The sequence below is a fragment of the Corallococcus sp. AB049A genome (assembly GCF_003668885.1).
In the GTDB taxonomy this organism is placed as follows: Bacteria; Myxococcota; Myxococcia; order Myxococcales; family Myxococcaceae; genus Corallococcus; species Corallococcus interemptor.
In genome coordinates this window covers 1-12,128 of sequence record NZ_RAWL01000265.1, presented here as the reverse complement: position 1 = coordinate 12,128, position 12,128 = coordinate 1, and the positions used below count along the sequence as shown (strand labels likewise).

Annotated in this window: 10 protein-coding genes; 4 read left to right on the top strand and 6 right to left on the bottom strand. The window is 70.7% G+C overall.

What is annotated here, in order from left to right:
* Nucleotides 1-669: 669 nt before the first annotated feature.
* Nucleotides 670-1,047, top strand: a complete 378-nt coding sequence (locus D7X55_RS25475; RefSeq protein ID WP_121724444.1) for a DUSAM domain-containing protein — start codon at nucleotides 670-672, stop codon at nucleotides 1,045-1,047.
* Between the two features lie 18 nt (nucleotides 1,048-1,065).
* Here D7X55_RS25475 and D7X55_RS25470 read toward each other — a convergent pair whose 3' ends face one another.
* The 4 genes from D7X55_RS25470 to D7X55_RS25455 form a co-directional block, all read right to left on the bottom strand.
* A complete protein-coding gene (locus D7X55_RS25470; protein WP_121724443.1) occupies nucleotides 1,066-1,518 on the bottom strand; it encodes an Rrf2 family transcriptional regulator in 453 nt (150 codons plus the stop codon).
* A 1-nt stretch (nucleotide 1,519) separates the two neighbouring features.
* Complete coding sequence (locus D7X55_RS25465) at nucleotides 1,520-2,515, bottom strand: 2Fe-2S iron-sulfur cluster-binding protein (RefSeq protein ID WP_121724442.1); 996 nt, start codon at nucleotides 2,513-2,515, stop codon at nucleotides 1,520-1,522.
* A gap of 23 nt (nucleotides 2,516-2,538) precedes the next feature.
* The gene (locus D7X55_RS25460; RefSeq protein ID WP_120547754.1) at nucleotides 2,539-2,904 is read right to left on the bottom strand and encodes a group 1 truncated hemoglobin; all 366 of its coding nucleotides are present in this window, start codon (nucleotides 2,902-2,904) and stop codon (nucleotides 2,539-2,541) included.
* A gap of 192 nt (nucleotides 2,905-3,096) precedes the next feature.
* Nucleotides 3,097-3,969, bottom strand: a complete 873-nt coding sequence (locus tag D7X55_RS25455; protein ID WP_121724441.1) for a cupin-like domain-containing protein — start codon at nucleotides 3,967-3,969, stop codon at nucleotides 3,097-3,099.
* 237 nt (nucleotides 3,970-4,206) lie between these two features.
* Between D7X55_RS25455 and D7X55_RS25450 the strand changes: the two genes are divergently transcribed.
* Nucleotides 4,207-4,476 (top strand): GlsB/YeaQ/YmgE family stress response membrane protein, encoded by a 270-nt coding sequence (locus D7X55_RS25450; protein WP_120547752.1) that lies wholly within the window; start codon nucleotides 4,207-4,209, stop codon nucleotides 4,474-4,476.
* A gap of 76 nt (nucleotides 4,477-4,552) precedes the next feature.
* Here the strand turns inward: D7X55_RS25450 and D7X55_RS25445 are convergent, their stop codons facing one another.
* Nucleotides 4,553-7,207 (bottom strand): hypothetical protein, encoded by a 2,655-nt coding sequence (locus D7X55_RS25445; protein WP_147470205.1) that lies wholly within the window; start codon nucleotides 7,205-7,207, stop codon nucleotides 4,553-4,555.
* 111 nt (nucleotides 7,208-7,318) lie between these two features.
* Nucleotides 7,319-10,318 carry a hypothetical protein gene (locus D7X55_RS25440; protein ID WP_147470204.1) on the bottom strand — a complete coding sequence of 1,000 codons (3,000 nt, stop codon included), beginning with the start codon at nucleotides 10,316-10,318 and terminating at the stop codon, nucleotides 7,319-7,321.
* A 524-nt stretch (nucleotides 10,319-10,842) separates the two neighbouring features.
* Here D7X55_RS25440 and D7X55_RS25435 point away from each other — a divergent pair.
* Nucleotides 10,843-11,754 (top strand): hypothetical protein, encoded by a 912-nt coding sequence (locus tag D7X55_RS25435; RefSeq protein WP_121724438.1) that lies wholly within the window; start codon nucleotides 10,843-10,845, stop codon nucleotides 11,752-11,754.
* Between the two features lie 25 nt (nucleotides 11,755-11,779).
* On the top strand, nucleotides 11,780-12,128 hold a 349-nt coding region (locus D7X55_RS25430), incomplete at its 3' end, for a hypothetical protein (protein WP_304988901.1).

Sequence of the window (12,128 nt, the reverse complement as noted above, 5' to 3'; positions counted from 1 at the left end):
AGGGCGATCCGCTTGGCCGACCCCAATCTCGTCAGCGCCGCGAACTCGAGCACCGGCTCCCTGACGAACTCACCAGGGCGATCCGCTTGGCCGACCCTCACGCGATCCATGCCCCCGGTCCTTGACAGTCGGCGGGTGAATGAGCCAGACACGAATGCCGGAGCAGGTCATGCAGGCCCTGTTGGACCTGCTGGCGGAGGAACCCGAGTACCGCGTGGGGCAGGCGCTCGCCATCGCCGCTGCCCGGAGGACGGGCTACTCGGATCCCTTTGGAGGGCAGCCTGACACCCACTTCCTGGCCCGCCATCATGGCAGCCCCATGCGCCGCCCTCTTGATGAGTTGCGCGACCGCGACGTGCATCGACAGCGAGACATGCTGCGTAGAGGCCCACCCGGGCAACCCTGCCGCGTGCGGCCTCACGGATGCCGAAGCAGCCGCCATCCTGGGAGCCACCGCAAGCGGTGCTGCTGCTGGCGCCGCATTGTCCGAACTGGACGATCCCGACAAGGGATGGCGGGAGCACTGCATCAAGACCTACGTGCAGTGCAAGGACTCGAAGAAGCCCTACTGGGTAGGTGACTGCTACGCCTGCTTGAGGAACTGTGAGGGCCAGCGTCAGTGGCCATTCGCGCAGTGCCACCCGCGACTCCGCCAGCACGGAGGCACACATGCCCGACCCCAAGGCCTGGGATGAAATCTGGGAGCTGAACCGAAGCGTGTCGGAGCTGGGCCAGCCCCTCACACTGACCGCGAGCGTGTGCGCCCTGCTCCGAAGCACCGCTTCTGACGTTGCCATCTCCTCCGAAGAAGCAGAAAGGGCCCTTCAGGCTGAAGCGAGTGCAGCCGCGCTCCTGGCGCAAATCGCGCAACGTATCCGCGAGGGCTCCCGTCGCCTCTCCCGCGCTCTCAACACCTCCTACCAGCGTCAGCAGGCCGGAGACACCGAGGGCGCACGCCAGCCCATGCTGGACGTCCTCGCCGTCGAAGTCGTGCCGCACTACCGGGACATCGCCCAGACTCAACTCGATGCCCTGGACGAGGACTGATGCGCACGTGCCGGAAGCTCAGCCCTGTGGCGCTGCCGGCGTCAGCAGCAGGTCCGACAGGCCGGGCTTGGAGCGGCGCAGCAGGTCCTCCAGCGAGTACTTGTCCAACGTGGCGAGGAACGCGTCGCGCGCCTCCGCCAGGACTCCCTTGAGGCCGCACGCCGGCGCGATGGGGCAGGTGTTGTGCTCCCGGTCGAAGCACTCCACCAGGTGGAAGTCCGGCTCGGCCGCGCGCACCACCTTGCCCAGCCGGATGTCTTTCGGCGCCTTCGCCAGCAGCACGCCCCCCGCCCGCCCGGGCCGCACCTCCACGTTCCCCTCCTGCGCCAGCGTCTGCACCACGCGCACCAGGTGGTGCTTGGAGATGCCGTAGGCGTCCGCCATCTCCTGCGTGGAGGACGGGCGCCCCGGCCGCGCCGCCAGGTACATCAGGACGCGCAGCGAGTAGTCGGCGTGAAGGGTCAGGTGCAAGTCAGGCGGCTCCGGCGACGGGCCCTGCTCGCGGCGTGCTCGGCAGGAAGGCATCCGCGTGGATGTCCTTCAGCGAGAACCCCGCGAGAAAGAGCTTCTTGCGCAGGGATAGCACCGCTTCGGGGTTGCCGCAGAGGAACGCTCGCCAGCCCACCGGCCGCTTCGGGAGGCATGTCAGGACCTTCGCCTCCAACGCCCCCTCCTCCATCTGCCCACCTCCTCCCGCCAGCACGACGGGACGGTAGTGGAGGTTCGGGTGGCTCGCCGCCAGCGCCCTCAGCGCGTCCACCAGGTACAGCCCGGCCGGCTCCCGGGCCCCGTGGAACAGGTGGATGGGGCCGGTGTGGCCCGCCTCCAGCGCGTCCCTCAGGATGCCATACAGCGGCGCGAGCCCCGTGCCCGTCCCCGCCAGCAGCAGGGGCGCCTCCGGCTGACCGGGCACGTAGAAGCAGTCTCCCGCAGGCCCCTGCAGCTGCACCCGCTCACCCGGCCGGACCTCGCGCGCGAACCAGCCGCTCATGGCGCCGCCGGGCACGAGCCTCACGTGCAGCTCCAGCTGGCCCTCGCGAGGCAGGCTCGCCAGCGAATAGCTGCGCGCGAGCCCGTCCGCGCGCACCACCGTGACGTACTGCCCCGCGCGATAATCAAGCGGCGACTCCACCTCCAGCCGCACCGCGAACACGTCCCCGCTGAGCGACTCCAGGGCCACCACGCGCGCGGGGACGCGCAGCTCCGACGCCCCCGCCACCTCCAGCGCCGTGCCCTCCTGGGGCCGGCACGCGCACGCGAGGAAGTAGCCGCGTGCCCGCAGCGTGTCCTTGAGCCCCACCTGCGCCGCCTCGGGCACCGCGCCCGAGGTCGCCCGCATCAGACAGGACTGGCAGGCCCCTGCCCGGCACGCATGAGGCACGTGCACGCCCTGGCGCAGCAGCCCGTCCAGCACCGTCTCCCCGGGCTCCAGCGGATACCACTCGGATTCATGCCGCACCTTGGCCATGACGTGCCTCCTTGTTGCTGCCTTCAGCGGTTCAACACGTCCGCGCGCGCCCCTTCGGCGACGGCCATCACCTGGCCCACCAGGTCCGCGGGCACGCCCAGCTCCTCCAGCGTCTCCTTCAGGTGCCCAGCCACCGCGTTGAAGTGCATGTCGTTCAGCCCGCGATCCACCAGGTGCTTGTGCCCCGCGCGCATGTCCTTGCCCGAGTAGTTCGCGGGCCCGCCGGTCACCATCGTCAGGAACGCCTTCTGCTTCGCGGCCTGGCGCTCCATGTCCACGTCCTCGAAGAAGTGGCTGATGCGCTCGTCGGCCAGCACCTTCCGGTAGAACACGTCCACCGCCGCCGCCATCGCCGGCTCCCCGCCAATCTTCTCGTACACGCTCGTCATGGCTTCGCTGCCTTTCCGGGCCCACGCCCCAAAAGATGCATTACAAATGCATCTTTAAGGGCAGTGCCGTCAACACCTCGTGCCGGCGTGCATCGGTTCCGCTTCTCGCGCATGTGTCCCGGCCTCATGCGCACACCTGTGACGGTGTTCGTCCTGGTGGGCCGCGGGACGCCTGCCCGTGGGCGCGAGGGCTCAGGCGGGCAGCAGGGCCCGGGCGCGGCGCACCACGCGCTCCATGCCGCTCTTCATGTGGTCCAACGGCAGGAAGCGGTTCACCGGCGTGGGCTGGTAGCCCAGGGGGCCCAGGCGCTTTCTCAGCGCGTGGTTGGCGCGCAGCGCTCGCAGGTGCCGGGCGGTCTCACGGGTGTTGAAGATGATGGACAGCGACACGGAGACGTCCTCCGCGCCGTTCTTCACGTAGTGCGGCGCCACGAAGGGGATGTGCAGCGCGTCCCCGGGGCCGAACGCGTAGCGCGTCGCCGTGGCGTCGAAGGACTCGCGGTAGTTCACCTTGGAGCCGGAGCGCGCGACGAAGGCCTCCAGGTCCGGCGCGGGGACCACCTGTTCGTCCCACGCCTTCGAGACGTGCACGGACTTGGTGCCGCGAAACTGCATCAGCAGCGTGGAGTAGCGGTCCAGGTGGAAGGGCGTGACGCTGCCGGGGGACGCGATGAATAGGTAGAGCATGGGGTCCACGGCGTGCGTGCCCACGCCCTGGGCGCGCATCAGGTCCTCCACCTCCGACAAGAGCGCGCGGTACAGCTCATGGAAGCTTCTGTCCTGCTCCGGCGCGCGCAGCATGATGTACGAATTGCTCGTCATCATGTTCTCCACGGTGTCCTTCAGCGACAGGCCGGTGCGGTAGTCCACGTGCGCGCGGTCGAAGTCCGCGTCCTTGGGCACCAGGCCGGAGCTGAAGAACACGTTCTCGGAAGGCAGCCGCTGCACCACGCCCGCCAGGTTCTCCAGCTCCAGCGCGGGGTGTCCCAGGAGCGTGTGACGGCACCGGAAGGACTCACGGTCGAACTGCAACGGCGCCCCGGTGGATTCAAAGATGCGATTCACGGATGTGAACTCCTTGCCGCGCGTGACGGCAGGTGTTCACTCGATGCCATCAGAGCGCGAACACAGCGTCAAAGTGGGGCGTTTTGCCCCACGTCTTCGTGGGGCATTCTGCCCCGCTTCCCTCTGGAGCCCTTCCAGGCTGCCTGCCTGCCCTGCCGTCGCCCTGGGGAGTGGGGCGAGCGCGGCCGGAATTCATGCCCATGTTTCGTCCATCACCTCGCTAGGGAGGAAAAAGACATGGCGCTGGAGACAATCCTGTTGTGGGCGGTCATCGGCCTCATTGCTGGATGGCTCGCGTCCGCGGTGGTCGGTGGTGGATACGGCGTGATTGGCGACATCGTCGTGGGCGTGGTGGGCGCGTTCCTGGGAGGCTTCATCCTCCGGGCGCTCGGCACCGGTGCCCCGTTCGGTGGGCTCGCGGGCACCATCTTCGTGGCGTTCATTGGAGCGGTGGTCTTGCTACTCATCCTCCGGCTCATCCATTCGAGCACGGTCCGAAGGGTCTGACCCGGACGGGATGAGACCGTGAAGACTTCTCGCGCGGGGCGCATGCGTCCCGCGCGAGAAGTGTTTTCAGGTCCTGCTACGGCGCGCAGCGCGGCAGGGCCTTGTCCCGCCGGGGATCATCAGGCCCCTTGAAGCCGAGGCAGATGCAGCCGCCGTCCACGCAGAAGAAGCCCGCGCCCGTGAGACACTTGTTTCCACAGCCGCCGCAGTTGTTGTTGTCATCCGAGGTGGTCGTGCAGACGCCGTTGCACATGGCCTCGTCCGGTGCGCTGCAAACGGCCGGGCAGACGCCGTTCGAGCACGTCGCGCCGCCGGGGCAGGTCTTCTGGGTGCCGGAGCAGCCACCGCCGCTGTCGCACGTATCGCCCGTGGTGCAGGCGTTGCCGTCGTTGCAGGAGGCGCCCGTGGTGTCGCGCTCGCACGCCTGGGTCTCCGTGATGCTCCCATTAAAGTTACAGCTGCCCCCGCCACACGTCAGGTTCGTCACCGTCCGGGACCGGGTGCCCGACCGGCCGCACGTGCCGCTGAAGCCGCCGCACGCGGACCAGGCGCTGACCTGCGTTCCGCAGGCATTGCCCGACGTGCTGCGGGTACAGGTCGTCGTCTCCGTGGACGGGGTGCTGCCGCACGAGCCCGACGAGCACGTCCGCGTCGTCACGCTGCGCGACTGCGTTCCGAATTCGTCGCAGGCGTCCGAGTAGCCGCCGCACGCGCTCCAGCTTCCCGTCGTGGTGGTGCCGCACGACTTGCCCTCGGTGTTGCGGTAGCAGTCCGCCGTCTCCGTGTCGCTGAAGGACTGGCACGTCCCGGCGGAGCACAACCGCTCCGTGATGGTGCGCGACTGGACGCCGTCCTCCCCACAGGTGCCGGAGTAGCTGCAAGAGCCCCAGCTGCCCGTCGTCGTGCTGCCGCAGGTGATGCCGTCGGTGTCGCGGGTGCAGGCCTCCGTCTCCGTCCGGCTCGACGGCTGGCAGGTGCCCGCGGAGCAGAAGCCCTCCGTCACCGTGCGGGACCGGCTGCCGCTCTCGCCACAGGTGCCGGAGTAGCTGCACGTGCCCCAGCTTCCCGTGCTGGAGGAACCACAGGCGCTGCCCTGCGTGCTGCGCGTGCAGGCGCGGGTCTCCGTGGTGGTGGACGCCTGGCAGCCGCCGTTGAAGCAGGCCTGCACCGTGACCGTGCGCGACTGCGTGCCCGTCTCACCGCACGTCCCGGAGAAGCCCTCGCACGCGCCCCAGGCGCTCTCGGTTCCGCCGCCGCACGTGGTGCCGTTGCCCAGCGCCACATCGCCCGGGCACTGCGCGCTGCTGCCCGTGCAGTACTCGGCCGCGTCGCAGACACCCGAGGCCGAGCGGCACTGCGTGGTCGCGGGCTTGAAGCTCCAGCCCGTCGTGGACAGCGTCGGGTTGCACACCTGGCACGCGCCCGCCGGGTTCGTGGCTCCGGAGGCGTAGAGCGTGCCGTCGATGAAGCAGTTCGCGGAGCACTGGCCGGACGCATCGCAGATGCTGCCCGCGCCGCAGCTGGTCCCCGCCGCGACGTCACCGTCCGCCGGACACTGCGCGCTGCTGCCCGTGCAGTACTCGGCCGCGTCACAGGCATCCGCCGCGCCCCGGCACTGCGTGGCCGCGGACTGGAAGCTCCAGGCAGACGTGGAGCGGGACGGGTCGCACACCTGGCACGCGCCCGAAGGGTTCGTCGTTCCCGCCGCCACCAGCGCTCCGTCGATGAAGCAGCTGGAGATGCACTGCGCGGAGGCGTTGCACACGCTGCCCGCGCCGCAGACCGTGCCCATGGCCAGCACCGGATGCAGGCACGAGCCCGACGCATCACAGACATCCGTGGTGCAGGGGTTGCCGTCGTCCACGCACGCCGTCCCCGCCGGCTGCTTCAGGTCCGGCGGGCACTCGCCCCCGGCCCCCGTGCAGACCTCCGCCACGTCACACGGGCCCACCGCCGCGCGGCACGCCGTGCCCGGCGACCGGGGCGTGTACGTGCACGCGCCCGTCTCCGGCTGACAGGCCCCCGCGTTCTCCAGGCACACGCCGCCCGGCGACTCGCAGACCTTCAGCGTGCCGTTGCCACAGCTCGCGTCGGTGCCGCAGGTCTCCCCGCTGGTGCAGGCGTTGCCGTCATCACACGCGGTGCCCACGGGCTTCGTCGTGTACGTGCAGGTTCCCTCGGAGCAGGCGCCCACCGCCTCGTGACACTGGTCCGGCGGGGCGTTGCAGGCCTTGGGCGTGCCGCCGCAGGCGGTCGCGCTCTCACCGTCGCAGACGTCTTCGAGGGTGCAGGCATCCCCGTCGTCACACGCCGTGCCGCGCGGGGCGACGGTGCAGATGCCCTCGTTGCCGGGCAGGTTGCACGCGTCGCATGCGCCGTTACAGGCGGAGTCACAGCAGACGCCATCCGCGCAGGTGCCGCTGTTGCAATCCCGGTTGGCGGCGCACACCTCGCCGTTCTCCTTCTTCGTCCCCCACTGCGCCTCCACCGGCGTGGGGATGATGACCGCGGGCTGGACACAATCGCCCCCGGCGCACACCTGCCCGTCGGGACACACCACCCCGACACAGGCTTCATCGATACAGCCTCCGTCCTGGCACGCCTCGCCCGCGACACAGCCCGCGTCGCAGGCGTCATCCAGCTCATCCGTGGCACAACTCACCGACAACAGGGAAAGGACACACAACACGGCGGTGCCCATCAGGGCACGCACCGAACGCGGTAGGGACATGGGGAGCTTCCGGCGACGACGGGGGTGACTGCGGAAACGCCCGAAGCCTCCAGGGCCCGACGAGGACCTGGAGGCTCGGGGCGGAAGCGGCGCTTCAGGACGCCGCGACGCCTACGGCGCGAAGATGCCCGTCACGAGCATCGCGTGCGCCTCCGGCCAGGCGGACCGGAAGGGGTGGCCCTGGAAGTCGGCGTTGCCAGACGAGGCCGCCTCCAGGATGGCGTAGTACTGCTTGCCCGCCGCCAGCACGCCGGGCGGGAAGCGCAGCGACGTGGCCGCCGTGTACAGCTGCGCCACCGGCCCGCCCGCGGCCTGCGCCGTGCGGCCCTGCGCGTTCACGAACACCTCATAGACGCGGACGCGGTAGTGCGTGGCGGTGCCCACCGACGGCGCCGTCCAGGCAAGGCGCGGCGTCAGGCCCACGCCCGTCACGTTCCCGAAGGCATCCTGGCCCGCCAGCGTCGGCGAGCGCGCGGGGCCCAGCCGGGGCGCCAGCGCGGAGGCGTGGAACGACGGCAGCGCGTCCGCCTGGCCCACCGAGGGCCGCACGGTGAGCGCCTGGGTCGCGCCCGGCGCCAGCAGCGACACCGTGAAGGACGTCTCCGCCAGGCCCGCCTGCGTGAAGCCCGGGAAGGGGTTGCCGTAGCTGAAGGAGAAGACGCGGTTCGCGGCGCCCGTGACCGGGAAGTAGGTCAGCAGGTCCGGCGCGGACGCGTAGCTGCCCCGCGTGCCGTCCGGGAACGCCGCGACGAACAGCGCGTGGTCCACGGGCTGGGCGCTGGGGTGCACCTGGGTGCGCAGCGCCTCGAAGTCCTGCGTGCGCAGGTCCACGTTCAGCACCTGGTCCTGCGCGAGCACGGCCAGGGTGCCCGTGAAGCTCGCCGTGCCGCCCTGCGCCACCGCCAGCGGCGCGGAGAAGGCCCGCGTCGCCGCCGTGTAGGCCACGGGCGCGCCGCTCGTCGCCTCCGACTTCATGGAGAGCTGGTGGAACGTCACGGTGTCACCCGAGGCGGCCTCCACCGGGCTCGCGTTGCGCATGCCCGCGTACTCCAGCGTCTGGGTCCAGCGCTGGCTGCCCGCGCCCAGCGCGGCGCCCGTCAGCGCGTACTCCGGCACGCCCTGCGCCCACAGGCCCGTGCCCGCGGAGAAGACTTCGAGGTCGTCTCCCACCTGCCAGGGCGCCAGGCCCTGCAGGTCCACGGACAGGGTCGTGCTCGCGCTGGCCGGGGCCGCGTCCGGGCGGCCCTGCCCGTCACGCCCCAGGTCCGGCGCGCGCGAGTTCGTCACCACGTAGTCCTTGCCCAGCCGCAGGTAGTACGCGCCCGAGGGCACGCCCTGGATGGAGAACGTCCCATCCGCCGCGCCCGCGCCGTTGAACGTCGTGAACGTGCCGTTGCCCTGCTCCACCAGCGCCTGCACCACCGTGGCGCCCAGGTCCGTGTTCCGGCTCAGCTGCGCGTTGCCCGTCGTCACGAAGCGGTCCACCGACGCGCCGCGCACGGCCAGCGGCTGGATGGTGAAGGCCTGGCTCGCCAGGGACGGCAGCCCCGCCACGGACGCCACCAGCGTGTAGCCCACGCCCGACGCGTCGATGCTCAGGTCCGCGAACGTCGCGATGCCCGCCGAAGGCGCCGCCTCCACCGTGCCGGACAGCGTGCCCGCGCCGGGGTTCGCGCCCAGCGCCAGCCGCACCGGGCCCGAGGGGGCCAGCGACGTGCGGCCCAGGCTGTCCAGCAGCACCACGCGCACCGCGGGGGTGATGACGTTCGTCGCGAGCACGTCCGAGGGCTGCGTGAGGAAGCCCAGCGCCGTGGCGCACGCGGGGCCCGTCCAGGTGAGGGAGAAGGTCTGCACGGCCTCCAGGCCTTCCGCGTCCGTCACCCGGGCGCGCACCACCGGCGTCGCCTGCGCGTCCACGCACGCGGGGGCCGTCCACGTCACCTCGCTGCCCTCGGAGATGGGGGCGGACGTGCCCAGGGTGCCGGCCGTCGTCTCCCAGGCGAAGCCCAGGGCGGTGCCCTCCGGGTCCATGGCGCGGACGTTGAAGCGCACGGTGCTGCCCGGGCCCACGGTGCGGGCCGTCTGGAACGCGCTGGTGATGCGCGGCGCCACGTTGGCGGACACCGGCGCGCCCACGCACACGCCCAGGTGGCCCAGGCCCTCGCCGCCCCGGCCGTCCGTCACGCGCACGGTGAGCTGGCAGTTGTCACAGGTGCCCTGCGCGGGCAGCTCCGAGGGGGTGAAGCGCGCGTTCGCGGTGCCCTCGTCCGTCCAGGTGCCCGCGCAGCTCGCGGTCCAGGCGTAGTGCAGGTTCGCCGCGACGTCGTCGTTGTCCTGGCCCTGCGCGCTCACGCCAATGGACTGGCCGGGGACGACCTGCGTGGGGAAGCCGGTGAGCGACACCACCTGCGGCCAGGAGTTGAAGCGCACGAAGACCTCCGCCTCGCCCACGCCCGTGCCCTCCACGAGGATGGGGAAGCTCACCGCGGTGGACGCGCCCAGCTGATCCGCCACCGTCAGCGTCAGCGTCCGCACGCCCTCCGTCATGGGGGCCGTCCAGCGCGAGGCCAGCGCCGCGGGCGTGCCGAAGGTGCCCGCCGTCGCCGTCCAGGCGTACGTGAGCACGTCGCCGCTGTTCGGGTCGTAGGCTGTGGCCCGCACGTCCACGAAGCCGCCCACCTCCACCGAGGAGCGCGACACCACCAGCGAGGTGATGATGGGGCCGGCGTTCTCGAACTCGGGGGACGGGTCCACCTGCTGGAGCAGGATGTTCACCTGGACCGTCTGGTTGGCGGTGATGGTGACGTCCAGCGCCTCGCCCCGGTAGATGAGCCGCGCGTTCGAGTCATACGCGAAGGCCCGGAAGCGGCGCCCGGCGCCCGCGGGCAGCTGGCTCAACAGGCCCGTCCATACCGAGTTGTCCGGCGCGAGCTGCACGGTGAGCTCCGGCTGGCCCGGGCCATCCACCGTGAGGTCCACCCGCTGCACGTCGGAGGCGGTCACCGCCTGGTGCACGGCGACGACGAAGCGCGCGGCGCCCACGTCCTCCGCCTGGGGCTCGGCGGGAGCGGCGGCCTTCTGACAGCCGGCCAGGGTGAGCAATGCGGACACGACGACCAGGAACCGTCCCCACGAAGGGGGCGGCGCCCGAAGAGGCATTTGAACGGACATAGGAATGGGGAGCGAAGAAGGGAGACCCGCGAGGGAATGCGGCGACGCGCGCGGGAGCACGCCCCCGACCCACACCCAGCGTCGAGGTGTCAAGTTGGTAACACCCAATCCCAGACATGCGAATTTTTCACCTTCCAAACAAACAAACCCCGTGCGTGGGTCTGTCTGGACAGGCGTTTCATGAGACACCCTTGGGTAGGGCACCACCCATGAGGTCCCGGTGGACGCTCAAACGATGACGCCAGCCATCAACGGATGACTGTCTTCACGGGCCTGATGACGGCAGACACCAGGGGCCTGACGGCAGTCATCAGTCCGGCGGCCTGCTGCCGCTCCACACGCCAGTTGTTTCAGGGACTTGGACCGTGGGGAGGGCTGGCACGCGCCCTGCTCCAGCCCCCTGCATCGCTGCTCTGGACGGCTTCTTCCCGGCCGCCCCATCCAATCTTCCGAGGAACACCGCCATGGCGCTCTCCCCCCTGTCGAAGCCGTCCGTTGCCAGCTCCTCCTTCTCCCCCCGCACGGCCTCCACGGAGCTGTCCGGCCCGGTGGCCGGCCCCGCGGCGGTGACGGCGAAGAGCGGCCCGGGTTCGCTCCAGGGGCTGTTCCAGGCGGATGGCTTCGACGCGCCGGCGGGCGTGGGCAAGAAGGGCGCGCTCCAGGGCGGCAACCCGATGGAGCAGCTGAGTGAGCTCGTCCAGATGCTCACCCAGCTGGTGCAGACGCTGGGCGCGCAGGCCGCGGCTCCTGCTCCGGAGGCGGCGGCTGCTCCCGCGGCTCCCCAGAAGAACGCTGACGTCGCCGGTCCCGCGTCCGTGGGCGCCTCGGGCGCGTCGAAGGGCAAGAACACCCTCACGCTCAACAACGACGGCGACAAGCCGATGACGGTGAACTTCACCCCCAACGCGGGCGAGAAGGCCGTCGACTCCGTCACGCTGCAGCCCGGTGAGAAGAAGACGGTGCAGTTCCCGGACAACTGGTCCGGCAACTTCCGCAGCGACAACGGCGACGGCAAGAACGCGACGTTGGGTGAAGTGAAGTTCGACGGCGGGTTCGGCAACACCTACTACGACGTCAGCTACATCGAGGGCCACAACGCCGCGATGACCATCCAGCCGGAGGGCGGCGGCCGCCTGTCGGGCACGATGGACAACCTGCTCGCCTCCGCGCCTGACTCCGTGAAGGCCAGGGGAGCGGACGGCGCCGCGTACGGCATCAAGAAGAGCACCACGTCCAACGTGCAGGATCCGGAGGTGGTAGACTTCTTCCGCAAGCACGTCGGCGCGGATCAGGGCTACGTCATCCCCACGGATGACGCGAGCACGCTGGGCAGCAACAACAGCAACCTCGTCGTCCACCTGAAGAACCTGGCCTGATTCCCCCCTCACCGAGGCCCCGTCCATGAGTGTCCGCCTTCCGTCTGGCCTTCCCCGCCCGGGCCTGCCCCTGCAAGGGCCCGCGCAGGAGAAGGGTGAGAAGGCGCAGCAGCCCGCCGAGTCCAGGACTCCGGGCAAGGCCACCGGGAAGGGAGCCCCCGCGAAGGGCGGCGCCAGCGTCAAGGGAGGCTCCGCGCACGGCGCCTCCGCCAAGGGAGGCCTGGAGCAGTCCTCCGGCCAGGACGGCATGGACACCTCCGTCCGCTCCGGAGAGGCGGAGCGCAACGAAGGCGGCGGCGCGCGTGGAGCCCAGCAGCAGGAGGGACTGGCGGCCGGCACGCCGCACGAAGCCGCCCCCCTGGGCGCCCTGGAGC